At 43.0% G+C, this 24,215-nt stretch carries 26 protein-coding genes and 4 pseudogenes; all 30 read right to left on the minus strand.

All coding sequences use genetic code 11. The features are described from left to right. Window positions 1–20 precede the first annotated feature (20 nt). The 30 genes and pseudogenes from ABLV95_RS10435 to ABLV95_RS10580 all read right to left on the minus strand — a co-directional run bounded on the left by ABLV95_RS10435 (window position 21) and on the right by ABLV95_RS10580 (window position 24,198). Window positions 21–1,094 (minus strand): phage tail protein, encoded by a 1,074-nt coding sequence (locus tag ABLV95_RS10435; protein ID WP_460875573.1) that lies wholly within the window; start codon window positions 1,092–1,094, stop codon window positions 21–23. Between the two features lie 10 nt (window positions 1,095–1,104). Continuing rightward, window positions 1,105–1,317: a DUF2977 domain-containing protein gene (locus ABLV95_RS10440; protein ID WP_460875575.1), complete on the minus strand. Its 213-nt coding sequence runs from the start codon at window positions 1,315–1,317 to the stop codon at window positions 1,105–1,107. Next, complete coding sequence (locus ABLV95_RS10445) at window positions 1,317–2,057, minus strand: hypothetical protein (protein ID WP_460875577.1); 741 nt, start codon at window positions 2,055–2,057, stop codon at window positions 1,317–1,319. Before ABLV95_RS10445 ends, ABLV95_RS10440 begins: the two co-directional genes overlap by 1 nt. A gap of 352 nt (window positions 2,058–2,409) precedes the next feature. After that, entirely contained in the window at window positions 2,410–2,610 is a 201-nt protein-coding gene (locus ABLV95_RS10450; RefSeq protein ID WP_460875579.1) for a hypothetical protein, read from the minus strand. Between the two features lie 14 nt (window positions 2,611–2,624). Beyond that, window positions 2,625–3,380, minus strand: coding sequence for a phage tail family protein (locus ABLV95_RS10455; protein ID WP_460875581.1), 756 nt, complete (start codon window positions 3,378–3,380; stop codon window positions 2,625–2,627). Window positions 3,381–3,399: 19 nt separating this feature from the next. Continuing rightward, window positions 3,400–3,597, minus strand: a complete 198-nt coding sequence (locus ABLV95_RS10460) for a hypothetical protein (protein ID WP_460875583.1) — start codon at window positions 3,595–3,597, stop codon at window positions 3,400–3,402. 12 nt (window positions 3,598–3,609) lie between these two features. Continuing rightward, window positions 3,610–5,658 carry a hypothetical protein gene (locus ABLV95_RS10465; protein ID WP_460875585.1) on the minus strand — a complete coding sequence of 683 codons (2,049 nt, stop codon included), beginning with the start codon at window positions 5,656–5,658 and terminating at the stop codon, window positions 3,610–3,612. Beyond that, window positions 5,624–7,285, minus strand: a complete 1,662-nt coding sequence (locus ABLV95_RS10470; RefSeq protein WP_460875589.1) for a hypothetical protein — start codon at window positions 7,283–7,285, stop codon at window positions 5,624–5,626. Before ABLV95_RS10470 ends, ABLV95_RS10465 begins: the two co-directional genes overlap by 35 nt. A gap of 15 nt (window positions 7,286–7,300) precedes the next feature. Beyond that, the gene (locus ABLV95_RS10475; RefSeq protein WP_107365545.1) at window positions 7,301–7,651 is read right to left on the minus strand and encodes a hypothetical protein; all 351 of its coding nucleotides are present in this window, start codon (window positions 7,649–7,651) and stop codon (window positions 7,301–7,303) included. A 47-nt stretch (window positions 7,652–7,698) separates the two neighbouring features. Then, window positions 7,699–8,058, minus strand: coding sequence for a tail assembly chaperone (locus ABLV95_RS10480; protein ID WP_460875593.1), 360 nt, complete (start codon window positions 8,056–8,058; stop codon window positions 7,699–7,701). 139 nt (window positions 8,059–8,197) lie between these two features. After that, window positions 8,198–8,776 (minus strand): phage major tail protein, TP901-1 family, encoded by a 579-nt coding sequence (locus ABLV95_RS10485; RefSeq protein WP_460875595.1) that lies wholly within the window; start codon window positions 8,774–8,776, stop codon window positions 8,198–8,200. A 60-nt stretch (window positions 8,777–8,836) separates the two neighbouring features. Then, a complete protein-coding gene (locus tag ABLV95_RS10490) occupies window positions 8,837–9,229 on the minus strand; it encodes a hypothetical protein (protein ID WP_423164894.1) in 393 nt (130 codons plus the stop codon). A gap of 16 nt (window positions 9,230–9,245) precedes the next feature. Next, window positions 9,246–9,594 (minus strand): annotated as a pseudogene (locus tag ABLV95_RS10495) (HK97-gp10 family putative phage morphogenesis protein). A gap of 302 nt (window positions 9,595–9,896) precedes the next feature. Then, on the minus strand, window positions 9,897–10,226 hold the full coding sequence (locus tag ABLV95_RS10500; protein WP_115341895.1) for a phage head-tail connector protein: 330 nt from the start codon (window positions 10,224–10,226) through the stop codon (window positions 9,897–9,899). A gap of 3 nt (window positions 10,227–10,229) precedes the next feature. Beyond that, on the minus strand, window positions 10,230–10,511 hold the full coding sequence (locus ABLV95_RS10505) for a fibronectin type III domain-containing protein (protein ID WP_460875598.1): 282 nt from the start codon (window positions 10,509–10,511) through the stop codon (window positions 10,230–10,232). Window positions 10,512–10,581: 70 nt separating this feature from the next. Next, window positions 10,582–11,505: a capsid protein gene (locus tag ABLV95_RS10510; protein WP_460875600.1), complete on the minus strand. Its 924-nt coding sequence runs from the start codon at window positions 11,503–11,505 to the stop codon at window positions 10,582–10,584. A 24-nt stretch (window positions 11,506–11,529) separates the two neighbouring features. Next, window positions 11,530–11,961 (minus strand): DUF4355 domain-containing protein, encoded by a 432-nt coding sequence (locus tag ABLV95_RS10515; RefSeq protein WP_460875602.1) that lies wholly within the window; start codon window positions 11,959–11,961, stop codon window positions 11,530–11,532. 19 nt (window positions 11,962–11,980) lie between these two features. Continuing rightward, entirely contained in the window at window positions 11,981–12,133 is a 153-nt protein-coding gene (locus tag ABLV95_RS10520) for a hypothetical protein (protein ID WP_460875604.1), read from the minus strand. Window positions 12,134–12,244: 111 nt separating this feature from the next. Further along, window positions 12,245–12,409 carry a hypothetical protein gene (locus ABLV95_RS10525; RefSeq protein ID WP_423164899.1) on the minus strand — a complete coding sequence of 55 codons (165 nt, stop codon included), beginning with the start codon at window positions 12,407–12,409 and terminating at the stop codon, window positions 12,245–12,247. Window positions 12,410–12,580: 171 nt separating this feature from the next. After that, window positions 12,581–14,467, minus strand: a complete 1,887-nt coding sequence (locus tag ABLV95_RS10530; protein ID WP_460875607.1) for a minor capsid protein — start codon at window positions 14,465–14,467, stop codon at window positions 12,581–12,583. A 6-nt stretch (window positions 14,468–14,473) separates the two neighbouring features. Beyond that, window positions 14,474–15,923, minus strand: a pseudogene (locus ABLV95_RS10535) (phage portal protein). Between the two features lie 12 nt (window positions 15,924–15,935). Next, window positions 15,936–17,213 carry a PBSX family phage terminase large subunit gene (locus tag ABLV95_RS10540; RefSeq protein WP_460875609.1) on the minus strand — a complete coding sequence of 426 codons (1,278 nt, stop codon included), beginning with the start codon at window positions 17,211–17,213 and terminating at the stop codon, window positions 15,936–15,938. Next, window positions 17,194–17,631, minus strand: a complete 438-nt coding sequence (locus ABLV95_RS10545; protein ID WP_460875611.1) for a helix-turn-helix domain-containing protein — start codon at window positions 17,629–17,631, stop codon at window positions 17,194–17,196. The genes ABLV95_RS10540 and ABLV95_RS10545 overlap by 20 nt, the downstream gene beginning before the upstream one ends. Window positions 17,632–17,891: 260 nt before the next feature. After that, complete coding sequence (locus ABLV95_RS10550; RefSeq protein WP_460875613.1) at window positions 17,892–18,308, minus strand: transcriptional regulator; 417 nt, start codon at window positions 18,306–18,308, stop codon at window positions 17,892–17,894. 265 nt (window positions 18,309–18,573) lie between these two features. After that, a pseudogene (locus ABLV95_RS10555) lies at window positions 18,574–19,937 on the minus strand (SNF2-related protein). Further along, window positions 19,927–20,211 (minus strand): VRR-NUC domain-containing protein, encoded by a 285-nt coding sequence (locus ABLV95_RS10560; RefSeq protein WP_358246572.1) that lies wholly within the window; start codon window positions 20,209–20,211, stop codon window positions 19,927–19,929. Before ABLV95_RS10560 ends, ABLV95_RS10555 begins: the two are co-directional and overlap by 11 nt. 518 nt (window positions 20,212–20,729) lie before the next feature. Continuing rightward, window positions 20,730–23,208: pseudogene (locus ABLV95_RS10565) on the minus strand (VapE domain-containing protein). Between the two features lie 17 nt (window positions 23,209–23,225). Continuing rightward, window positions 23,226–23,441, minus strand: a complete 216-nt coding sequence (locus tag ABLV95_RS10570; protein ID WP_460875615.1) for a hypothetical protein — start codon at window positions 23,439–23,441, stop codon at window positions 23,226–23,228. After that, on the minus strand, window positions 23,441–23,710 hold the full coding sequence (locus ABLV95_RS10575; protein ID WP_460875616.1) for a hypothetical protein: 270 nt from the start codon (window positions 23,708–23,710) through the stop codon (window positions 23,441–23,443). The genes ABLV95_RS10570 and ABLV95_RS10575 overlap by 1 nt, the downstream gene beginning before the upstream one ends. Continuing rightward, entirely contained in the window at window positions 23,710–24,198 is a 489-nt protein-coding gene (locus ABLV95_RS10580; RefSeq protein ID WP_460875618.1) for a MazG-like family protein, read from the minus strand. The genes ABLV95_RS10575 and ABLV95_RS10580 overlap by 1 nt, the downstream gene beginning before the upstream one ends. Between the last annotated feature and the right edge of the window lie 17 nt (window positions 24,199–24,215).

Genomic DNA, 24,215 nt, shown 5'->3' on the forward strand with positions numbered 1-24,215 from the left:
GTAAAACTGATTGACGTATTTTAGTGCGCCCAAGCAATCAGGTCGTTCATGTTTGAAATCGCACCTGCTTGACTTTGTCTGTATCTGATTTCACGTTTAGGGTCGCCGACAACAATTGATTGCTTAGTAACAATGTGATGTGCGTCTCTTGTTGTTTTAATCTCGTGTATTCTTAGCAATCTGTTGAAATTAATTGTGTCGTCAATGACAGGTATCTCGTCGCCAATTTCAGGTTGAGCAAATGGGTAGTTTTGGCCAAGCGCTACGAAATCAAGTTCGATTGACAGTTTAGCTGACTGCTCGACTAAGTCCTCGAGTTGCTTATCAAGAGTCGCTCTCTTAGTAATACGACCATCTGTGATAGGTGGCGCCTCTCTGATACCGAACAACTCAATCATAGGACTTTCAGCATTTTCAGGATATTCACGAGTTAGGTTGGCCTCGTGCATGTTGTCCTCGCCCTCATAATCGCCATAGCCTCTAGCGTATGTATAGAAATTAGTTGCGTCCTCTTCAAAGCTGATGTCATTTGCGTTCAGCCTTTTAGAAATATAATAAGCTGGACGGCGTGAAATACGCTCGCCCAACTTGAAAGTTTTTGAGGCTGGCTCATATTGGAACTCAAAACCGTAACGCTCTAAACCTTTTAGGAACATGTCAAACTTAGATTGTCCGTCGCCTGCATTTTCCCACTCTTTAGCATATGCGTCATTGAGCATAGTGTAGCTGTATGGTGTGCCGTCAAATATTCTGTTGAAAAAGTCTACTGCTGTGCGACTGCCTGTGATGTTCTCATACACTCTATGAGTTTCTAAATAGTCGAATTGCTCCTCTTTCGCTGTAACCTCAACTATCTGCTTATCTTTTAAGGCTTTACGTTTCGCAAGCACAACAACATACACCATTTTGTCGTCTTTGCCCGTCACGTTCTCAACGTGCCACAGCTTAGATATGTCATTGATAAAGTTCTCTGTTTGCCTGTTCTCAATGACATTGAATGTCAGCATACCGTCGCCATTCATTCTCACAGTGTGGTTGGTTACAGTCTCGACAGGGTAGGCGTTCCCTTTTAGGTCTTTAAGTATTAAAGCCATGTAATGCCTCCTATATATGAATTTCAGGTGCTACATAATCAGGATTGACTGTGATTTCCCCGTCAACGTATAAAAAATATTTAGCGTCAAAATCCCCTTTAAAGTTATCAGGTAAGGTGTCAATAGGAATATCTATGCCATTCACGCCCCCTACGATTGCGTATGCTGTTATCTCATTGTCACTATTTACTTTAATGTTAATCGTTTTGTTCTCATCTTCCATTAAGTAACCCCCCATATTTTTAATATAGTAACCCCACTATCGTCAGACGCTGTACCACTAAAAGTCAGCGACCTTTGTGAAGTTATCTCTAATTCAGTTGGAGATTTTTTATTGAGCGTCATCTCGTAAAGTTTGCCCTCGCTGTTATCTCCGTACACATTTGAATAATTGATAGAAATTCCTACACCACTCTCTGCATCAAAATTGAAAATTTCATTACCACCTGTACGGTTTAATTTCACTCTTAACTCAGTAAAGTTTTCATAAGAAGTGTTAAGGTTTATTATCTCTCCAGTAGATTTAGCTTGCCCCTCAAACAATACAACTTTAGTTCCACTCATAGGCTCCCAGCCGTCCCGACCGTTTGAGCTACCTATTTTATTATTCATGTAGACAGTATTGTCGTTTATAGGGCTGAAAATAGCCTGAGCATATGTGCTACTTCGAGCAATTATGGTAAGATAGCCGTTATCATCATCAAGCGTAGGTGTGTTGATAGGGTCAAAAAGGTACACATGTTTTGAATTAATTTCCATAAAACTGTCTAAGTCTGACATGTCTACGTTATCCATACGAGGGATATACCCGTCATCTTCGGTAAGTTTATGTTTCTGCCAATTAGATGTGTCGACACTTTGAAAATCGTTGAGAGCGTCCAATGCGTCTTGCTTAGCGTTCTCAACTTCAACAAGTGTCGTATCTCGATTGTCGGTAAGTTGCTCTAAGTAATCATTGAACATTGCTGTAAGTTCTGACGTTTTACCTTTGAGCGCCTCTGTAGTTTCGCCTATTTGGCTCTCAGCGTCTTGCTGTGCTTTTTCAACTGAGTCTATAGCCGTTTGCTTAGTATTTTCTATATTGCTCTCAGATTGGCTCTGTGTGCTTTCTATAGAGTCTATTGCTGAGTCTTTAGTCGTCTGAACTTCTTGAGTGATAGTTTGTATCTTCGACTCATAGGCTGAGACGATTTCTGCTAACTCATCTTTGAAAGGCTCGAACGGGTCGAGGTCAATCTCGCTGAACGGTTGCCATTCATCATGAACGTACGCATAAACTCTTTGCTCATCTATAACAGTGATAAGAGATTTGTCCTCAGCTGTTGCTTGGGAGCTGGTCAGATGTTTGAACAGGCTCGAGCATTTTCATTGTGTTAGCGCCTTTGATTTCTTCCCACATGTTCTCACTAAGTCGCTTATCAGTTGTTTGAATTTCGTTGTAGAGCTCCTTGTAATTTTGATTGTGGTTATTCAAGTTATTAAGGTCTAAAGGCGTAGTGATTTCTTTTCTTGCCATACTGAAATGACCTCCTAATAATAGTAGTACCTACATTCGACTTGAGCCTCTATGTTGTAGTTGCTGTCGAATAGTAAGTCGTTTCTACCTGCACGCATAACAGGTATGCCGTAGTTTGTACTGTTTAAAATACTAAGGCCGTTTTTAAAGTAGTCGCTAGACTCGTAAGTTACTACGTCGCCTGCTTTTATGTTTGCGTCTTTTGTGTCGATTTCGCACTGTGTACCATTAAAACCAAACTTGATTGTGCCTGATGGTTCGCTGTTGAACTTCAACCTGATAACTAAATGCTGGTTGAATTGGTCTATAGGAACGTTGCCGAAGTTGTAAACCTCGTGCTCTTTTTGCTCGCTGATATTGAACGTATATTGCCATGTGTCAGGGTCTCTTGAGAGCCCCATACCATATGACCAAATAGGATTGCTAGCATTGTTCAATCCGTCACGTTCAAGGTCGAGAGAAGTTCCAACACTTTCAGCGAACGGCAACTCTGTTGTTGTGAATGACATTGAGCCTGTACCTTTCAGGCCTTTTTGCTCTAATTCTTCACAAGCGCTAAGTTGCACAAAATAACGTTTGCCTGTAGATACTTCGTTGTCGCCTTGAGGGCTATCAAAAACAGTGTCATACCCGTATTGGTCAACTGATAGTGCTGTATCATTGAATGACGTGTCTTTAAATTCATATTGTTGTCTTTGAGGTCTGCGCATTTCTTGCACATAGAATGGCTGGTCATCATAAACCAGCTCTGATATTAAGTCTCGATACAACGGATAGGACGCCAATGTTTCAGCAACAAAAACAAAAGGAACGCTTATTGTGCGCTCCTTGAATGTTGTGCACTGCGTCAAATGTTCCGTGCAAGCCCTTGATGTCTCTTTTCTCGTGCTCTACCTCAATAGGACTTATGACAACGTCTTTCACAGTAACGCCGTATTGCCCCAGCGTGTAGCCGGAGCCGTCTAGCTTAGTGATTTTTAAGTCCATTTGTTAAGCCTCCTAGAATGAAAGTACCTCGCCATCACGAGCGTTAACGCCATTTACTTTAGCTGTTAGCACTTCGTCATCTGTGTCGAGTTGTACATGTAATGTAGTCTTGCTAGGTTCGGCCTTGAAAGTGCTTGTGTGGTTAGATTGCACTTGCCCTCTAGCTGAAAGGTTGCTCAACTCTCGGTTGATACCTTGCACCATAGGCTTAGCTTGCAAGTCAGGGTTGAACCCACTTGTCATATCTTGTGCAATTCTTCCTGTATCACGTACAACTTTCTTGCCTCGGTCGTTAAGTCCAATTTGCATACCTTGCATAGTGTATTGACCGATTTCTTTGAACACTTTCGATGGCGAGTGTATGCCTAATAGGCTCTTAGCTCCATTCACGGCATTAGATACAACGCCTTTAGCAGCGCTCACTAATGAGCCAGCCATCTGTTTAATGCCGTTTATCATACCTCTGATTAGGTCTGCACCAGCTGACACCATTGCACCAACAAATGATTTCGCTGCGCTTACAGCGTTCTGAACGCCTGATGTTACTGCGCTGACTACATTGCTCATGCCTGATGTTACTGCACTGATAATGCCACTCATTGCTGATGTGATTGCGCTTAGTACGCTATTCCAACCTGATGTTACTGTGCTGACAATAGATGATATGAACGAGCTTATTGTGCTGACGATAGATGACCAAACGCTCGATACGGTCGACGCAATTGAGCTGAGAATTGATGAAATCGTGCTCATTACGCTGTTCCAACCTGATGACACTACGCTGACAATCGTTGAAATGACTGAGCTTATCGTGCTAACGATTGATGACCAAATGCTTGATACAATTGACGCAACCGTTCCGAAAATTGATGATGTCGTGCTAGAAATTGCCGACCATGCTGAACTCACTGCACTGACGATACTTGAAACGATAGAACTTATTGTGCTGACAAGTGAGCCCCAAATTGAGGACGCTATGCCGACCAATCCTGACCACATAGAGCTTGCTGTGCTAGTGATTGCTGACCAAATAGAGCTAAGTACGCCTACCAATCCTTGAACTACGGACTGTATCGCTGAAACAATGGCCTGCCATATGCTAGAGGCTACCCCCTGCAACGCTGACCACGCTGTCGTGGCATTTTGAGTTATGCTATTCCATAAATTAGAAAGCCAATCTCTTAAAATGCCGAAGATGTTCTGTGCTGCCGTAACGATAGCCTGCCAAATAGCTTGACCTGCTGAGCTGATAGTTTGCCAAGCACCTGACCAGTCGCCTGATAGAGCTTGAAGTAATGCTGTTATAGTGCTAACGATTACCTCCATAGCAACTGTGATGACCATTTTAATAAGCTCCCACGCCACCTGTGTCGCAGCCTTAATGGTATTCCAGGCCTGCCGCACGATTGGTGCGATTAAGTTTACTGCCGTCTCTACTACAGTGACGATGTCCTGCCAGGTTTGCTGGAATATAGGAACTAAAGGCGCTACTATTTCTTGTATTCTTGAAATCAATTGAGAAACGAACTGCACAATAGCCTGAACAGCCTGCATGACAGCTTGTTTAATGGCCTCCCACGCTTGAGTCATTTGAGTTCTAAGTTGCTCTGAGCTTGTCATCAACGCCACGAATATGCCTATAAGCGCTGTAACTACGCCGATTATAGCCCACACAGGAGCACTCAATGCTCCAAATGCGCCACCTAATACTGATAACAGACCTTGAACGATTTGGCCAACGCCAACGAACCTCATAAAGCCTGTTATTAAAGGAGCGATAACCTGTATCACAAACTGAATTGCTGGCCATAATGCCATAAATACACCTGATAGTGAGGCTATAACCCCAACGAGCACGCCAACAATAGGGTGCACTCTTGTAAGCTCTGCTAGCCATGCTGAGAACGCCTCAGCTACTTCTAGCACTTTAGCACCTAGAGGAGCCAATGCGACGGCTATGTTCACAAGTACGTCGATAATATTGCCTATAAGGCTGATTAATACAGGGCCATTTGTTTGCACGTACTCAACGAATTGCTCGGAACCCGTCCGACTCTGCAATAGTTGCGCTCCACTGCTCGAAACGATTGGCCATTTGAGCTAGTGACTCAAATATAACCTGAGAGTTAGGCGCAAATGCTTTCATTAGGTTGAATATACCTTTAAAAGTCGAGCTGAATATCTCGCCAATAATTGGCAAGTTTGTTTTCACATAGTTCGTAAAGTCCTGAATGGCTGTACTGCCCTCAACACTGTTCGCCCACTCATTGAATGATTTACCCATGTTCTCGAAACCTTGAGAAACCCATTCCGTGAGTGGTGCAAGTTCAGTAATCAAAGCAATAAAGCCTGAGCCGAAATTACCAACTGCGCTAAGCATGTTATTGAAAATCTTAACGCCTGTAGAGCCCATCATTTCAAAAAATCTAGTTGCTGTTTGTGACTCTTTAGCCCAGTTCAGTGTAGCCTGGCTGGCTTTCTCCATACCTTGAGCTACACCGTCTAAGAATGGCGTTAAACCTTGCGGGGCGACTTTTGCCGTATTCACTGCATTTGCAAGTGTCGTAAATATTTCAGATTGGTTCTGAGCAACTACGCCTTGCCATGCTGATTTGAGGCTGTCGACTGCCGAGCGATACTGCTCAACTTCTCTCGTAACAGCTAGCGTGCCATCTTCAACCATTTGTAGCGCACTCATGGCCATAGCGCCGAAACCAACTGCGCCCGCGCCTGCCGTTGCAAATGCGCCAGCAAGTCCAGCCGCACCACCACCGACAACAGCAATAGCGTTCATAACTGCCATTAATGCTGGTACAAGTGAGGCAATTGCTGGAACTAACGTTGTGATACTTGATAGGAACATACCTTTGAACACGTTTGCCGCAACTGTTCCCACTGTTCTAACTCTGTTAGCAATGTTATGAAGTGAAGTCTCAAAGTTATCCAATGACGAAGAAACTGCACGAATTGCATTTATAGCTGTTTTTGAGTCTACGGTTAACCGTGTGCGATGTCTGTTTGGTATAGAGCGTAACATAGCCTTAAATCTCTCAATGGCTGAGATAGCTGAGGAGCTGTCAACGTCTAGGCGTGACTTTGCTCTCATACGACTGAATGACGCCATTTGTTTACGAGCGCTGACCATTTTACGTTGAAACTCTGAAATGTCTGCACCTATACGAGCGTCTTGAATATTCTTTGCTACTTGCTCGAAGTCTCTTGCGATAGCTTTCGCTGTTTTCATTTTGCTTGTAAATCTTGATGTGTCTGCGTCGACACTTGCCTCTGCGTCCGAACCATCAAAACTGTTCAGGCTCCTTTTAGCGCTGGTCATTTTAGCTTGAAACTCTGCTATGTTCGCACCTATACGAGCGTCTTGAACACTCTCTGCTTGGCGCTTAAAGTCTGTTAGTGAACGACTTGCTGAGCTCAATTTGCGATTGAAACTAGAGGCGTTCAAATCAAGGTCTGCGTCTGCCTCAGAGCCGTCAAAGCCGTTGAGCTCACTCTTAGCCTGTTTCAGCTTAGCCATAAAGTCTTTTATGTTCGCACCGATGTCAGCGTCTTTTATACTTTCAGCAACTCGTTTAAAGTCTTGAGCAACTTTCTCAGCTGACTTCATTTGCTTTTTAAACTTGGACGTATCTGCGTCTATCTCAGTGCTGATTTTATATTCAGATTTAGCCACGATATACCCTCCAATCTATTTTTTATTATGGTTTTTGATTTGTTTTAAAACGTCTAGCGATGGTTTGTTTTTATCCGACTTGCTGTCAGGGTTCTCAAGTTCAATAGGCAAGCCTTTATTCAATCGCTTAACGTTTTTCTGATAATCTATCAAATCATTGACTGAACTGAGGATATATTCCTCTTTTTTGTTCTTACCGACGCCAACCTCACGCTTAGCCTCAACGTCTCTGATTGCAAACGCCAATTTGTATGTTTGATACTCTTCTTTGAGCAACTCATACTCTAAGGCGTACATACGATAGTTGAACTCACGTAAAGTCATAGTGTCGATGTAGTCAATGTCGTAAATGCCCAACTCACTCATACACAAAACGACTACACGGTCATAAGTGAGGGGGTCAGGCTCTTCACTTACTTGCTCTGTTTCTTCGGTTTGTACTCGTCCGGTACTAGGTTTTGGGTTGTAGGTCTCTTTCCCAGTTCCTTAATGATTTGCTCGCCGAACGCCTCAAAGCCCTCGTTTTCTGCAATATCGTCAAGAATGTCGTCAAGGTCTGACTCTTGAGGAGCTTTCTTGTGATGTGCTGTTGCCGCAAGGATAACCTCGCCAATAGTGATTGGGTTGCCTTGTGCTAAGTTAGGAACTAAAAGCTGCAAGCCTTGTCCGATACTCATTTGCTCGATTTCCATGCCTAGACGTTTGTCGATGATAGATAATGCTTTAAAGCCGAATGATAAGTCGACAGTTTTGCCTTTGAATTGAATTTCCATAATAAAAATAACCTCGCTTGTATGTTTTAATTTAGTAATAAAAAGAGAGGGCTTTTCGCCCTCATGTGTAGTTAACCCCTACTTAGCTGAGAGCCTAACGCTTTTCGTGTTAGGTCTGACCTCAGTAATTTGGGGCGCCTTAGGGAGTTTCTTCGCCTGTCGCACCCTCGTCAGGTTGTGGAATGTTCTCGTCAGGTGCGTCAGCAAGTCCGTCGTCTGCTGGGTCATCTGCTGTAGTGTCGTGGAAACCGTAAGCTGCTTTGTTTTGCTCTACGATTTCAGGTAATGACGCCCAGCCTCTTTGTTTCTTAGCATAAACGCCGAACTCAGTCTCGAACTCTGCAATAGAGTCAGCCTCGTTGGTACGAGTGATTGAGTTGAAATGTCCTTGACGATATTCAGCCTTATATTTACCCTCGTTCTCGCCTGAGCCTTGTACCTTTTTGTTGATGACCCATAACTCATAAGGGATTGCGTCCTCTGTAGCGTCCTCGATTTCGTCACTTAACTCGTCATCAACGTCCATATAAGACGTGATAGTTACCGTTGACTCTTGAGTACCACCTGAGCTAACTGAGCCGTCAACTGTAGCCTCGTTGTCAGTATCTCGCTCTGTTTCACGTTCTAACTCTGTAATCCACATGATTTTGTCTGCCTCTGTAGCGTCGCCTAACTTACGGACTAACGCTAACTCGTCAGAACCTTGTTTAATTGCCATATATAAATGCCCTCCTGATTTATCAGCATAATAAAAGGCAAGCCCTAGACTAGGCCTGCCCTATGACGCTCTGTAAGTTGCGTCTATGACTGTATGCTGTAATGTTTGATTTGTTGTTGTGTCTGTTGCGTCTACTGTGTCTAAGTTCTCGAGAGTTACTCTGTAAGACGGGAGCATTTCAACATTTAGTAGAGTTTCTTGTATCTGTATGTATACCCTGTCAGCGCTAGCAAGGTCGTCCTCCGTGCACCACAAGTGAGCTCTCACTGTTGGCGTACCCGAATAGTTATCAATACTCATTACGCCGATACTGTCCTCGACGTCCTCAAGTACGATAAACGGATAAGGTAGCTCTTGATGAAGTTCTTTTGTTCGTACAACAGGAACCCCCAGCGCTCTGAAAGTCTTAAATAGATAATTGAATAACTCGAATTTTGCTGATTGTTTAGCCATTAGCTTTTGTCCCTCCTTATTTGAGCAATCTCTCAATGTCTGCGTTTACCTGAGCACCATATTTTTGGTAAATCTGTTTCATAAATGTCTCAGGCTCCATGTACCTAGTACCGTATTCAAGAAAGCCTGAATAGTGTGCGTTTGATGTGATAATGTAACTCATTTTTCCCTGCTTAGTATCTTCAATCATGCTCGGCGAGGTTGCCCGTCCAGTAACCTTTGACCATGACCTTGCGAGCCTCGAGCACTGTATCTGCTCTAAACTCTTTAGCGTTTTCTTTCAGAATGTGCTCGACGTCGTCGTCAATGGTCTGTTGGTTTCTCTGTATTCTCTTAATGAGTTTGTTAACGCCTGTTATCCTCATTTAGTTAACCTCTTCAATATAGAAAACTGTGTCTCGTCTATATCTAACAGGCCTAACTATGAGGTATTTAACGCCATCTATATAGGCGTGCGTCACGGGCTCGTCAAAGCGATTGTTTAGTCTTATGATACTTATATCACGAGTGACCTCCCCGAACTCTACAGCTGTACGCTGAGGCGAGAGAGGCGACTTGTTGCAAGGAACTGAGTCGAAAACTTGCTGACCAGCATTTTCATATTTCCCAGTGTCAGGGTTGTATTGCTTTTGACCCTCTTTAACAAGGGTAGCTCTATGTTCATATCTCAATAGAACTTGATACTTCCTTTTTTACTAGAAGTAGACGGGAACTCGTCCTCGATGATTGATAGGTACTCGTCAAAGTCGTTCTCTTGAAACTTTGTTGAGCGACCGTCAATGCTCTCGGAGCTCATACCCTCTGCGCCTATACGGTTGTAACGCTTAACTGCTACCTCTTCGACGACCCAATCAAGGGAACTAGGCACTGCCTCTACGTCTTTCGGTAGCATTGATATTAGGCGTTTTTCCGTAACGTCGATTATCTTTTGTAGCTGGTCATCTTGCTTATTATCATTCAAACCTATAAGGAGCTTTACGCCGTCAATGTGTGCCATTGCTTAACGCCTCCTTATTCTGCGCTCACGTCTGCTGAGTCCTCTGTCGTTTCTGTAGTAACGTTTTGAGGTTCTGCTTGGTGCGCTTTCCTTAGTAGTGAAAGATGGCACGTCAACCTTAGCTGACTCGCCTGCCTCATTACTGAAAGCTACTTGATACGTTCCTGTTGCGTACTCAGTACCAGCCTCTAAGCCGTCAATCGTAACTGACGCTGTGCCGTCCTCTGCACGTTCTGCTGTTCCTACAACGTTCTCGCCTTGATACACTTTTAATACGTCTGCCATAGTGTAGCCTCCTAAATATTATTTAACTGATATTCTTGCCGATTTTACGTTAGGTCTAACGCTTACGCCCTTAGGCCTCGGCGGGAGTAGAACCACCGTCAGCTTGTTCGCCCTCAATGTCTACAGCGATAACTGCGTCCACGTTTTCAGGGAACATTGAGATTGCTGACGCATATACAGTATCAGCTGTTAAACGTTGTGGTTGAATGTCGTGAATGACACCAACAAAGCCTGTTTGGTCTGAGGCAAAGTTGAACGCTCTGCTCATTTCGCCTTGAGGGTTTGCATATGCAACGTTTAAGTTCTCAGCTGTAGTCATGTATACAGTGCCTTGTGGTACGTCTGCGAACTCGATTACTTGCACACCTACATATGGTGTCAATAAGTTCAATCCGAATTGAGAACCGTTTGAGTTGATGAAACCATCTGCTAAGTGTCCTGCTACGTCATTAGGGTTTACTAATGCGATAGGTGTCACTTCATCATCAAGTAATACTGATAAGTTAGCACGGCCACGAGATAACGCACCTTGCAAGTTAGGAGCTGATAACGCCTCAGTGTTTGTACGGTCAGGGTTGTTCACAGCGCCGTCGATAGTGTTAAAGAAGTCAGTTCTGAATTTTTTCTGTACATAGCGAATAAGCTCTGCGTCTGTACGGTTGATTGCTAAATCATAGCCGTGCGACTGAATAGCCTCTGCTGATGTTGATTTACGGAACTTACGGAACTCAAGCTCTGTAATGTTAACAAGTTCACGCTCAACTTTAGTTAACGGAATGATTTCGCCCTCTTCAACGTTGCCGTTAGGAGCCTCTGACTCTACTACATTGAAACGATATTGTTTTAATGCTGAACCAACGTTCATTGGAATTTTGTTTGTGATACCTAACGCCTCAAATAATTTGTTTAAGCGTTCGCCCATCTTGTTTGCGAAGTCAATCGACTTTGCCTCGCCTAATGCCTCTACATCAATTAAGTTATTTTCTACTGCCATTATGTAAAACCTCCGATAATTTGTTTAGAATAAATGTCTGTTTTGAGCGATTGCTCTTTGTCGCTGTGAGTCGTCTTTAATACCCATGATATCCTCACGACTCATTGAGCCTGTAGCTTGAAAGCTCTTAGGCGTGCCTTGTGTCAGCTTAGCTTGAACCTGCTCTTTAACCATTTTGTTAAGTACATCTGTAAAAGCCTTAACGTTCTCGCTTGTTTGGTCAGCTGTGTCAGCTGTAACAATCTCTAGCAAGTCGTCATCTGCTCCAATGTCTTTTTCCTTGAGCATGTCCTTAGCTGTCTGTTTCATTTCGTTGCGTGCCTCTTTAGCCTTGTAAGCGTCCAGCTCTTTTTGCATTTGCTCTCGCTCATATTCAGCCTTTTGGTCTTTGTTCATTTTCGCCAACTTCTCAGCCTCTTTAGCTTTCTCGTCAGCTTTTTTCTTCTCACGTGCCACACGGTCTTTAAGAATTTGGTCAACCTCTTCTTGTGTGAACGTCTTTTCGCCTTGCTCGGTCGTCCTTGCCCTCAGGGTTTTCGTCTGTTTTGCTATCTGCGTCAGGTTCGCCCTCAGGATTGTCGCCTTGCTCAGCGAAGTGCTGTAAGTTTAATCTTAATTTTTCAGTCATGTTGTTACCTCCATTTATAGCCCGTCGGCTCTGATTTCCATACATGCTTTTTACGCCGTCAGCACGTTTTGGGCATAATAAAAAGCCACCTCCCAGCAATAGGGAAGTAGCTTATATAAAGTCTTTAGGGTCTAACTCTTTTGTGCTTTTTGGTTTCTCTGCTTTACCCTCAGCTCTGTTGGCTGGGTGCGTGTTGTTTAGCTTGATAAGCTCTTTGTGAATACCATGTAGGCTCTGTGCTATCAGTTTCAAATAGCCTATGCCTTGTCCGTTCATGATAGCTCGTCCTCCTCATTGGCGTGCTCGCCGAAGTCTTTGCCATCTTCTATGCGCTCATTAATAGCGCTGACTTGCTCTGCTCGGGCTCATGCCTCTTAAAAACATCATAGGAGGCTGTTCGCCGAACTTATCCTCGTAATCTTTTTTTGCCTGTTCTAACTCTTCCATTTACAGCCCCAACCTTTCAACAATTGTTTTAATCATTTGAATATAAAGAGCATACGATTTAGGTAATTCTTTTTCATATATTTCCCTCTTGTTTTCGTCCATAAACGCCTCTGACATTTCTGCAAAGGCCTCGAGGTTCGCTTGTAGAGGTGTTTTAAATGCTGGGTGTTTCTTCCAGTAAGATTTACCATGACCATACTCAATATTGAATATGCCATTTGTCGCTGCCTCAATCATGTCTGACAAACCACTTGAATGTCCTACATGATACTGTTCTCTGAGCTTTCTGACCATGACTGTACGGCCATTATTTAAACGTGGCTTATAAGCATGGTTCCATGTCTCAGTGTCGCCGTTCTTGTGTGCGTCTTTAAGCACTTTGAGCTCTGCTTTAGCTTTAGCGTCTAGCTCTTTTTTGATTACCTCTGCTAGCGTCTCAACGTCCCCTTTTTCATCTGCCTCATAGTTGGTAGGGTCTGCTGAGAAAGCACCACTCAACATGTTCTTAGAGCCTTTCAGGTCTCTGATAACTGCGTGGTCAATCATATGTGAGAACTCATGCACCACTGTGCTGTAGTTGTCATCGCCCTCACGCTTACTGTTGCCTATACCGATTACATCACGCTCAGCTAGGTTGTCCGTACTCATTACAACTTTTTCACTCATCGGGTTGAAGTGAGCACCTTTGCGTCCATTAGGTCGCTCGATAACCATATCATCTGCGAAGTGGTTCCATATTTTGCGATACTCTTGAGCCCCGTCAGCGTTCATATTAATATCGAGCTTGCGTTTAAGCTCTGCTGTTTGCTCTTCGCCTAATGCGTCTGATAGGTTGTCATTGAACTTGTGCTCGTCAGGCTCGTCGTCCTCGTCGTCCCAATCCATGCCCAAGTCGATAACGTCGTCCTCTTCGTCCTCATCGTCTATGAGCTCGAAGTCATCAAGGTTATAGCGTCCCTCACGTTCTTTGAAAAACTCGTCACGCCAGTTTGTCTTAGCCGGTATCGTTGTCGACCTGCAATGAGCGTGTAGAGGTGGAACGTTCACACCGACCACAATGTCTTTTACTTTTATTCTGTCGCCGTTGTGGTGCCCGCACTCGTCTGAGGTTCTCTCATCTAGCTTAGCCACAAACTCGATTTCTGAGTCCTCGTCCATCGTAGCTTGATAGTGTAGCTTTTGAGCCTCTGATTGAACTCTTGACGTTTCAGTGATAAGCAATCTCTTAGCGTCTGAGGTAGATACGCCCATTTTCTTTTTAAGTTCAGGAACAAACTCGTTAGGGTGTCGACCCCTTAGCAATGAGTTCTGCACTGTCTTGAGCACCTGCTTGCGTGTCTCGTCCATGTTGCCCCAAAGTCTCTCGCTCCATGATTGCCCGTAGAAATCAGCATTTACAATCGCTCTGACATGGTTTGGCTTTACCCTCACTGATTGGCCTAAGATACCTGATTGCCTTTCGACTTCTCTGTCTACTGACTCAGTCAGGTATTTCTCAAGCTCAACCTCTGTGAGAGCTGTGCCATTGGCCATGATAACTGATAGCTGTTGCATGAGCATACGCTCTCGGCTTACATACATTTTAGTGTTGTATTGTCTCAGCTCTGCGTTGGCTTTCTCGCTAAAATCTTTGTTCTTAACGTACTGAGCGACTCTGTCCTCAAACTCTCTTATATCAGTCTTTTGAATTTTCTTCTTAGCCTCGTCGACTGATATACCCTCAGCATTTGCATACTTAGCATAAAAGCTGTATATCTCATTGGCTAAATGGCTCATTGTCGAGCCGGTAATCTTGCGCACTTCTTCGATGACCTCGTCATCTTTTTTGGCCTCAATGGCCATTATTCGCTCTGCTCTCTCACGCCAATATTTTTTGCTTTCTGTCATAGCTTATCACTCTTTCAGTGGGTCGTCATCGTTTGCCGCAGGCTCGAAACTATACTCACGCTTGTCAGCTCTGTCGATTTGTTCGTCCTCTTCTTCTTGTATCTTCTCTAGCTCTGCGCTAGGGTCGTCGATAAAGTCTAAGAGGCCAAGTCGAGTTTTCTCTGATACGGTACCAGCAAGCATGTTGACCATTTCCACATTGTCTTTCATTGACTTCGGTAAGTTAGGCGTGAACGCTATGTCAATTACTTCATGGTCATGTGCCTTAGTGCCCTCAATGTTCTTGTTGTTGAGTAGCAACTTGTAGCGTTTCATTAAGCCTTTTTTGAACAGTCGCTCTTTAGTGGCTCTTGATTGCTCTAAGCCAAACAGCTTGTATTTCATTGACTCGCCTGACTGCCGGCCTGAGAATTTCTCGTCGTTCATGTCAGGTGTATTCGTGAACTTGTGAATGTCATCTTGCAATCTAGTCTTGTAGGCCTCTGAGCCCCGCACATCATACTGCTTGTATATGTACTTAGCGTCAGCTTTGCCCTCGCCACCGTTTGCATTGATTTCAGGTCTAATATGTATCATGTTAGCGTCTTTGAACGCCTTAGCGTCCTCGCCGTCAAGTTCAGCGTTGCCAATTAGTGCCAGCATTGCGTCATTTGTGTCGCTCATGTAGTTTGCTGTGTCTGACTGTGCTGAGTCGTACAAGTCAATCAAGCTGAGCACGTTCTCAAAGTCGCCCTGCTTAAATTTATTGTTCAGATACTCAACGATTGGCACATCATTATAAAAGTGCTCGGTAGCTCTCAACTGTCTGAGTTGCGCCGTCCTTGATTACATAGTGATGAATATGCGTATCTGTGTACACATCAATGTGATTTGTCTTAACGCTGTCTTTGTCTACTGTGTCGTAGTATCGAACGCCCGCAATGACTTTCTTATCAATGTCATGATTGTATACGACAAATGTGCTCTTAGGGTCTAAGGTCATGAACCTGTCGAGTCCGTATTCGTCTCTGAACACAATCTCATATGCACGGCCATATATGCTCAAGTCTAATGCGACATCACTGTTCACAGCGTCGCCGTCGTTTTGGTCGTTCAGGTCATAGATTGCCTGTTGCGTTTCTTCATCTTTATGAGTGAACGTTATCGGATTGCCTGTCAGGTACCCAACAATAAACTGCGATATGTATTTAGCAAAGTTATGAACTGCACGATGGTCAGCTTTCTCTGCGTCTTTTCTGCGCTGTCCCTCAAGTATGCCTGTATTTTGGCTTAGGAAGTAATCCTCTAGCACCCGCAAGCGTGGCACCTGATTGTTCTTGTGCTCACTGACAATGCTATTAAGCACGTCAATGTTCTCTAGCTCTTCGGGCGAGTTAGCAAGAATGTCTCTGTTTGCCTCTCTGCCAAATTTCAAATTATACTGGTGTTTATTAGTTACATGATAGTGTGAGCCCAAATGCCGCACCTCCTAAAAATAGCTTTTAATGCGTCGTAGCCGCTTAGCGTCTTTTTTGCCTTGCTTGTCTTTGAGCATGAGCTCTTCAACGCTGTAGCGTAGGGCGTCAATGCTGTGATTGTATGTATCAACTGGTTCGTTGTAATATTCATCTGTGTTCTTGTCTTTTTTCCAAGTGTAGTTGTTAAGCTCTTCAATCGTCTTAGTACAGCGCTCGTCGACTATAATGTCGAATTGGCTTATAAACTGTATGCCTGACATTATACTGTCAGCGCCTTTCATTGCCGGCTTAATACGTTCAATGCCTTTACGCTTTATCTCTGCAATAGATTTTTTCTCAGCACTGTCTGCTGTTATGCGCTCTTTTGCATAGCCTAGTCGCTTGATTACATTTGCTATTTCATCATTTAACATGCCTGTCTTGACGTATTCATCAATGATATATAGCTGTTTGTTTTTAGTGTCTATTTTGACGTGTATCAAAGCACTAGGGTCGTTTATGTAACCAAAGTCTAAGCCGAAGTATGACGGTAGGTGCTTGACCTCGTCAGGGTTTATGAGCCTTTCAGTATGTTTAGGGAAAACCAGCTTATCAAGCGTAGCAAATTCGCCCAGCGCATATATTTTGTAATAGGCTGGGTTCCTGCTGGCCAAGTCCTCCAAGTTCTGACGAGTCATTTCATCAAGAAACTTATTATCTTTGTAGCTTGATTGCTGTATGAGCGTGTTCTTGTGAGGCTCGCCTGTAAAGAAATATTTATATACCCAATTGAGCTTGCTCACAGGGTTGAACATCAAGAATATTTGTTTATTTAAATGTTTCTTCTCTCTCAGCCTTAAAGTGAGCTGTGTGTAGTCATTCAAGTGAAACTCTGAGGCCTCTTCCATTACTACATCACTGATACCTTTAATTGATTTGATTTTCTCGCTATTATCCATGCCCTTGAACAGGAACACAGCCCCATTAGGCAATGTAACTCGATTGTCTGTTTTGTTCCACTCGCAAAAGTCCCATATTGCAAAATCAACTAGGCAACCTTTCACGTCCTGGAATAAACTGTCTGCAATCGTTGCTCCGACTTTCCTGAGCCATAGTATCTTGCGTGGATATTTCCAATCCTGTAAGGCTTTGAGCACGACTTTCTGAACTACGCCGTGTGACTTGCCTGACGAACCACCACCATAATGCACCTCTGTGAAATGGCTGTAATCTGTTAGGATATTGAAAATATTTCTGTTAAACACTTTTGTCGGCTTAGGAAAGTTAAGATTAATTGTCGCCGTCGTCATCGTCGTAAGTTCCGATATTCAAATCAATATTACGCTGAGTAACTTCTTGCTCAACCTTATCTCTATATTTAGCTGGTAGCCTGTTTTTCAGTGCGAATATTAAGCTGGTAGGGTTTGCGTGTTCGTACTTCTCTATCTCGACTACATCGCCTTTATTTGTCACTGTTTCCTCTTTGTAATAATAACCTGTTGCTCTCTTGTGTAGAGCGTTCTCTAGCTCATAGTCAGAAACCTCTTTACCTTTTTTTATGGCGTCTGAAAAGTCGGGTTTCTCTTTTTTCCACTTGATAAGTGAGTGCTTAGATACACCTAAATTGTGAGCAATCTGCTCATCTGTAAGGCCGTCTCTTTTCCAGCCCTCAACTAATCCGAGTTTATCTTTAATATCTAGTTTTTCGTATAATGTTTGACGTGCCATGCCAAATACCACCTCTTTCACGTTAATAACTTGTTAAATTTTTGTATAAAAATAGCCGACTGAGGTGCTCTCAGCCGACTTAAAGGAGTAAATAAGAATGTAATAAAAGAAAAATTAGGTCTGTGTCGCAACATAAAATTAGAAGAAGTCGAATAAACAAGCCAAGATTATCCGTAATCACTGCTAGTGTTCATCTTTTTTGAACACATTACCATAATAACCCCTAAATTCCTGGTTTTCTACAGGTATAAAAACCAAATTTAAACATAGCCGATAAATTTTGCTAATTTTTCAAGCTGTGCTGTTTTAAATCGTCTCATGCCTGAGTGGCTTATGTAGTATCTATCAGCAATAGCGTTCCAAGTGTTGCAATCAAAAGGCTTGTCCCAAAACTTGAGCCTAAATATCTCTATTGTTTCATCGTCACATTGATTTAAGTATTTTTCAGTACCTTTCACAACGTCCCGCAAGCGTCTATATTGTGCGTCTTGGTTACATTTAATGACCTGTTGCTCAATTGGGTTGTTAACAAAATTTGCTTTGCCACCCTCAGGGTTGTCGGGTTCATGATTACTCATGAGCTCATATTCTCTGAACTTCAACTCTTCTCTGTATCTGTCTAAATTTTCAATATAGTCCTCTAATTTTGCATAATCAACCTTTTTCAACTCTTGCATGATTTGGCCTCCTAGAATAAGAATGTGTAAATGTTTTGTATTCCTACAAGCAACAACCCTAGTATTATCAGTGCTGTTCCTAGAATAATTGCTGTAAAAACTGTGTATATTAAAATCTCAAGTAACTTTTGATATATTTTCATGTTTTAACCTCCGTAGCGTATAAACTAATTTAAACGCCTTATTTTAGCTTTTAATCTATTTGTAGGGTAATTATCCTATTTTGTATTTATGTTCAATGTGTGGAGGCTGAGAGGCCTCAGAATTAAAGTAAACGTGCTTTTACTGCGTTCATAAGTTCATTCTGACCAAGTTTCTTATTTTTGAGTGACTCATAGACTTTTTGGTCAATGCTGTTCTCAGTAAGTAGATGATGAATGACAGTCGTTTTCTTTTGCCCTTGTCTGTACAGTCGAGCATTGGCCTGCTCATAATATTCAAGGTTCCAAGTTAGGCCAAACCAAACCATGATTGAACCTCCATACTGTAAATTGAGTCCATGCCCTGCACTTGCCGGGTGCGTGATAAGCATTTGTATTTCGCCATTGTTCCAGCGCTCCATATAGTTGTCACTGTCTAAGGTCTCAGCAAAGTCGTAGCGTTCCAATAATCGCTCCTTATCATGTTTGTAGTTATACATAACAAGTATTGGCTGGCCTTGTGACTCTTCGATTATCTCGTCTAATAACTCTAGTTTCTTATCATGTATGTGAGTAATAGAGCCATCATCAGCATAAACGGCACCATTAGACATCTGTAACAACTTATTACTCAAGCCGGCTGAGTTTAACGCCACTATGTCTTTATCGTCGTCTATGTCGTTCTCTATGACCATATTCTGCTCTAGCTCGTCATATAAGGCTCTTTCTTTTTTACTTAGCTTAGCCTCTTTGACTGTGTCGACACGTTCAGGCATTTTCAAATAGTCCTTACTTTCCATGCTGACAGTTACATCGCTAATCATTTTGTAGATTTCATCTTTCGCACCGTCTTTCAGCTCCCAGTTGAATGTGTGCTCAGCAACCTTATGCGTTGGGTAAAAATATCTTTGTCTAAAATGAGTTTTGAACTTTCCTAAACGCTCGCCTCCATCAATCAAATATATCTGAGCCCATAAGTCCATAATATTTTTAGGTGTCAGGCGTTCCTGTAAGTCCTACGAACCTTTCAAACAATGGCCATTTCTTTTTAAGTATCTTAAAGCGTTGGCTGTCTGAGTTCTTGAAAGTGGATAGCTCGTCAATTACGACCATATCGAACGGCCAATCTTTTTTAAATCTTTCACATATCCATTTCGTGTTTTCTTTGTTCGTAACGTATATGTCTGCGTCCTTTTCGAGTGCACTGCTCTCGTTGCTTAGGTGTGCCCAGCACAAGCGAAACATCTAAATGGGTTAAGTGCGTCCATTTATCAACTTCTTGTGCCCATGTGTCCTCTGCTACACGCTTAGGAGCTATGACCAGCACTTTGTCTACATCAAGGTAATCATATTTGAGTTGCTCAATTGCTGTGAGCGTTGAGACTGTTTTGCCGAGTCCCATATCTAAAAAGAGACCATATCTTTTGTTATCTATGATTTTATCTATCGCATAAGCCTGATAGTCATATGGCTTAAAATCAATTGCCATTCTTGACCACCTCATTTATAAATTTATCGACATCATTTTTTGAGTAAGGAACGTAAACAGGTACGCCCCTTTTCTCAAATTGTCTGTGCATGTATTTTTGTAATTTTGAGAGCCGACCTTTTTCCTGTTTCAACTCAACAAAATAAATTCTATTTTCAGGAAGTATCACAATCCTGTCAGGAACACCTGAAACAGATGAAGTAAATTTCAGACATAACCCTGAATATTTCCCAACTTCATTTTTGAGATATTCTTCGATTTTGCTTTCTCTCATTTTTTCATCATTTCCTTGCTAAAATGTAGTTTTACACCCATTTTTAATGTAATTTTACATGGCAACTGCCCTCACGCTTACTGCCCGTAAGGCTCAACCCTTGCGTTGCCCAAAAATCTCTAAATTTTTTCGCCAAACTTATAAAAATACGTGTTAGGGAGTACAGGGTATATTATTACACTCTCTATATTCCCTATACTCTATTCTTTAGCTCAATGGGAGTTTTTATGGAACCAGGGCAACGATAGGACTCAATCCCTTGACATATAAGGGCTGAGGCCGTTGCCCTGCTTAAAATTTTAGGGCAACCGAGCGGAACCAGGGCAACGCAGGTTTTCTTGCGTGTCCCAGAAGTAGGGCAACGCAGAAAATTGCCTGTGAATGGTTTTTGAGAAGATGGCCGTTTTTATGGAACCAGGGCAACGATAGCCTCCCAGGCTTACAGACTCAAGGGCTTGCCCCGTGTCCCAGCTCCAAAAAGCAGGGCAACGCATGGGCAACGCAAGAAGTCTGACAATTTAATCATTTTCGACCCTTGAAAACGCTTTTTGAGCTCCATATCCTATGCCAAATTTTAATCTGCCTCGATTATTTCCCGTATAAGGTTCCCAACCTTTTAAACTTTTTAGCACTGATTTCAATTCCGTTTGTATCATTCTAGGGAAATTACCTTTGTCTTTGCCTAAACATTCACACCACACCTCAGATACACAAATACGGTCTCTGTACTCATAACCTGCTGGCTCTTGAGGTAATACATCAGGATTGCCTGACTGAATATAAGCACGTTTCGTGTCTAGGTCTAAGTCACGCCGGCTGTAGTCCTGTGTGTAAGGAATAGGCGTGTCGATGAACTCTTCAACGATACCTTGATAGACACTTTCTTCGGTATGAACGGCCTGACGCTCGCCCATTCTGTCCTCTAAGTGACTAGGTAAGTACAGCTTTTCGCCGTCATTGTAGCGTTGTTTCGCCTCTGCCCATAACTGCTTAGTGAGTGCTCGGGTCATCTAGCTCATTAATGTTCTTGCTAGCGTTGCGCTTATCTACGGCTAACGCCCAAAAACGACGCCCTCCCGTTTCATCACGTAAGAAATCAATTTTGTTCGTTGTTCCGAAGAATACACATTGACGAGGGAAGTCCTCAGCATGTCGGCCGTACGCCACACGGAATGAGTCGACCTGTTTACTTATAAAGTGTTTAATCGCCTCAACCTCTGCTTTTTTAGTGGCAGCCAGCTCAGCCATTTCAATGAGCCAAGTGCCTTGCAATGCCTCATAGGCCTCCTTGCCTGTCACGCTTGTAAGTGACTCACTGAACCATGCGCCACCCATTTTGCGCAATACTGTTGATTTGTACTGACCTTGACCACCGTATAGCGTCGTCATGTAGTCGAACTTAATGCCAGGCTGATAAATACGTGCAACACCAGCCGTAAAGGCTTTTCTCGTCACAGCTCTGTTGAGCTCTGTATCTTCCACACCTAAATAGTCGATGAATAATGTGTCTAATCTTTCGACACCGTCCCACTCTAGCCCGTCAAGGTAATCTCTGACAGGGTGGAACTTGTTCTCTGTAGCAATTTCGTTCACAGCGTCATCTGTTTTACTTCTATTGTAGATACCGTGCTCTTGCTCTAAGTATATGCGCAGGCCTGCGTCATCAGCGTCACGCCAGTAGCTTGTTGTTTCTTCCTTGCGCCACGGCGTCGAGCCTAATATGCTCAAGCGATTGTTAAATTCGTCATAGGCAATCTTGCCTGCCAGCCTGTCATCATGGCGTAGGATTAAACCGATATTAGGCGTTGTGGCCAACACATTACCTTGTTTATCCACGTCGAGCTGTGTCGCCCATTTGTAGCGCTCACGACGCTCGTCACGTTCAGCTTTGTCGATGTAGTCGCTGAAATCGTCCTCAGCCTCGTATGTTTCCATCATCATATTTATTTTAACTTCGCCGTCGTTCTGTGCGAGTTTCTGCATTGAAATGTAAGATGGTAGGCGATTAATAGGTGTATCTTCGGGCGTCTCTTCGTCCTGTATGCCGAACTTGTGTACACGTAACAAATCAAAGCTGTTGCATAGCTCGCCCCCTGCTGGGTCTGTACCATGGTGGGAATATGCAAATTTGCCATTTTCATAGATTACTAGGCCACCGGCTGTTGAACCTCCTACATACGTGTAGCGTGTGTCGTCGTACTGCTCATAAACGTCAGATAAGTAATGCTCTATTACGTCGTGTATGTCGTAGGCTCTACAGAAAGCGCCAACGATACCAGGTTTATTGTGTGGGTCGCCTTGCTTATCAGCTAAGCGTTTGTAGCTTGCTGTTTCTCGTTCTGAATAAGGCCACTCAAGAGGGTCTTTCCAGTCTTTGTACTCAGCCGGCACGGCGTCAGGGTCAATAAAAGGTGCGTCCTGATACGTGAACAAATACTCAGCGTCGGCGCCGGTACTTGGCCAGTACATGAGTCTGTGTGGCTGATAGGTCGTATCGTCAAAGTAATCAATACCGATTGACTCTGCAACCTTACGTGCTACAGCCTCATACTCGTCGCCGTTGACGTGTCTTTTAAGTGGGACAACAAAGCGCGTGCGTGGCGTAGTAGCTCTATGCTTATGTGTTGAATACACAGCGTAGGCATAACCGAAAAACATTTCGATGATTTCGTCCATGTTCTCGTCAGCAAAGTCAATGTCTAAGGTCAACATTGAACGGTTCATCACGTAACCTTTACGGCGTTTGCCCTCTTTGAGATATCCTCCGACGAAACCTCCCACGTCTTTAATTTCTGATTGCTCAGCCTTTTTCATTGTGTTGTATTCTGCGATAGTTTCCTGTGTTCTAGTAGTCACTGAGAGCTTTTGCAATAATTCGCTCCAGCTCTTCTCAGTGTTACGCCAATAGCTTGATAGCCTGCTTGTCGCTTGTGCGTATGTCATTTTGCCATCGTATTTTAGCGTTTCTAATGGCTCTATATTGTCTAACTCGTGCATGGCTGTTGTGCTCCTCTCTAATCGTTTATATCTATGTGTTCATGGTCAGCAAAGTCATTTGGTACGATTTCGCTGTCATCTTTAATAACTTGCTCAATTAGGCTCATGTCCTCAGTGCTGAGGCCTAGTCGTATTTGTAATGCTTTCAACCTCTTACGTTCTCTTACTTTCATTGTGTAATGCCTTGCTAGTTGGAAATTGTCCTCTAGCTCTTTAATTGTGTAACGCCCCATTATTTGCCTCCTCTTTTTAATCCTCTTAGGCTCACATCGTTTTCAAATACTAGGACTGTTTTGTATAAGCCTCTTAGCTCGTTAGTTATTAAATCTATATCTCTGTCACTTGCTTTCGGTCTAGGTGCAATAAATGCCACTTGATTTGTTTCATCTATGTGCACGTTCACTCGTCTGTTGTTTTTATATCTGTCTCGAGCCTCTCTGTATATCAGCCAAAATATAGCTACTAAAAGTAAAGCATTAACTACTATTGTGAATATTGACATTACAGGTCAGCCTCCTTTACGAATTTGCCATCTATCATTTTGCCTTTACGGTCTTTAATCTCGTCATAGGCAAGCACTACGCAACCAGTGAAATCGAGGTAATACTCGCCACAAGTTTTAGCAAGTTGTTTTTTCAATTCGTAAATTTCCGATAAGATGTAATAACCTTTGTTGAGCTCTCTCGCTAAATCGTCCATGACAGATATGTACATGAATGTGCTGTGCTTAGGTCTTAACGTATCGACCGTACTATTTTTTAATAATCCTAATATTGAGTTACCTGTCTGAACACTCAAAATGACCATAACTACATATATGTCGCCGATACTATCTTTAATCATGTCCATGTCCTGTTTGTTGATACCTTTCATCAACTCGCCGAACTCTTCTACCGGCTTGTCGTATTGTTTGATTGGGTCTGCTGTATGCAGGTTTCTGTCCTCTGCCCATTGTTCGATTTTCTTTGTTAAATCTATTAAATTACTCATTGATTGTGTCCTCCTAA

Origin of the sequence: Staphylococcus sp. Mo2-1, assembly GCF_046721385.1 — a bacterium.
Classification (GTDB): domain Bacteria; phylum Bacillota; class Bacilli; order Staphylococcales; family Staphylococcaceae; genus Staphylococcus; species Staphylococcus equorum_A.

Bases quoted from the DNA above. Each gene is read 5' to 3' on its own strand.
- ABLV95_RS10445 (WP_460875577.1), bottom strand. From the start codon at position 2,057: ATGTTCAATGATTACTTAGAGCAACTTACCGACAATCGAGATACGACA.
- ABLV95_RS10475 (WP_107365545.1), bottom strand. From the start codon at position 7,651: ATGAGTGAGTTGGGCATTTACGACATTGACTACATCGACACTATGACT.
- ABLV95_RS10570 (WP_460875615.1), bottom strand. From the start codon at position 23,441: ATGGGGCGTTACACAATTAAAGAGCTAGAGGACAATTTCCAACTAGCA.
- ABLV95_RS10545 (WP_460875611.1), bottom strand. From the start codon at position 17,631: ATGGCACGTCAAACATTATACGAAAAACTAGATATTAAAGATAAACTC.
- ABLV95_RS10520 (WP_460875604.1), bottom strand. From the start codon at position 12,133: ATGACTGAAAAATTAAGATTAAACTTACAGCACTTCGCTGAGCAAGGC.
- ABLV95_RS10560 (WP_358246572.1), bottom strand. From the start codon at position 20,211: ATGAGAGAAAGCAAAATCGAAGAATATCTCAAAAATGAAGTTGGGAAA.
- ABLV95_RS10525 (WP_423164899.1), bottom strand. From the start codon at position 12,409: ATGAACGGACAAGGCATAGGCTATTTGAAACTGATAGCACAGAGCCTA.
- ABLV95_RS10580 (WP_460875618.1), bottom strand. From the start codon at position 24,198: ATGAGTAATTTAATAGATTTAACAAAGAAAATCGAACAATGGGCAGAG.
- ABLV95_RS10510 (WP_460875600.1), bottom strand. From the start codon at position 11,505: ATGGCAGTAGAAAATAACTTAATTGATGTAGAGGCATTAGGCGAGGCA.
- ABLV95_RS10460 (WP_460875583.1), bottom strand. From the start codon at position 3,597: ATGGACTTAAAAATCACTAAGCTAGACGGCTCCGGCTACACGCTGGGG.
- ABLV95_RS10450 (WP_460875579.1), bottom strand. From the start codon at position 2,610: ATGGCAAGAAAAGAAATCACTACGCCTTTAGACCTTAATAACTTGAAT.
- ABLV95_RS10435 (WP_460875573.1), bottom strand. From the start codon at position 1,094: ATGGCTTTAATACTTAAAGACCTAAAAGGGAACGCCTACCCTGTCGAG.
- ABLV95_RS10540 (WP_460875609.1), bottom strand. From the start codon at position 17,213: ATGACGACGGCGACAATTAATCTTAACTTTCCTAAGCCGACAAAAGTG.
- ABLV95_RS10575 (WP_460875616.1), bottom strand. From the start codon at position 23,710: ATGTCAATATTCACAATAGTAGTTAATGCTTTACTTTTAGTAGCTATA.
- ABLV95_RS10550 (WP_460875613.1), bottom strand. From the start codon at position 18,308: ATGCAAGAGTTGAAAAAGGTTGATTATGCAAAATTAGAGGACTATATT.
- ABLV95_RS10440 (WP_460875575.1), bottom strand. From the start codon at position 1,317: ATGGAAGATGAGAACAAAACGATTAACATTAAAGTAAATAGTGACAAT.
- ABLV95_RS10485 (WP_460875595.1), bottom strand. From the start codon at position 8,776: ATGGCAATTAAACAAGGTTCTGACGAGTTAGCGTTAGTCCGTAAGTTA.
- ABLV95_RS10490 (WP_423164894.1), bottom strand. From the start codon at position 9,229: ATGGCTAAACAATCAGCAAAATTCGAGTTATTCAATTATCTATTTAAG.
- ABLV95_RS10530 (WP_460875607.1), bottom strand. From the start codon at position 14,467: ATGACAGAAAGCAAAAAATATTGGCGTGAGAGAGCAGAGCGAATAATG.
- ABLV95_RS10500 (WP_115341895.1), bottom strand. From the start codon at position 10,226: ATGGCACACATTGACGGCGTAAAGCTCCTTATAGGTTTGAATGATAAT.
- ABLV95_RS10480 (WP_460875593.1), bottom strand. From the start codon at position 8,058: ATGGAAATTCAATTCAAAGGCAAAACTGTCGACTTATCATTCGGCTTT.
- ABLV95_RS10505 (WP_460875598.1), bottom strand. From the start codon at position 10,511: ATGGCAGACGTATTAAAAGTGTATCAAGGCGAGAACGTTGTAGGAACA.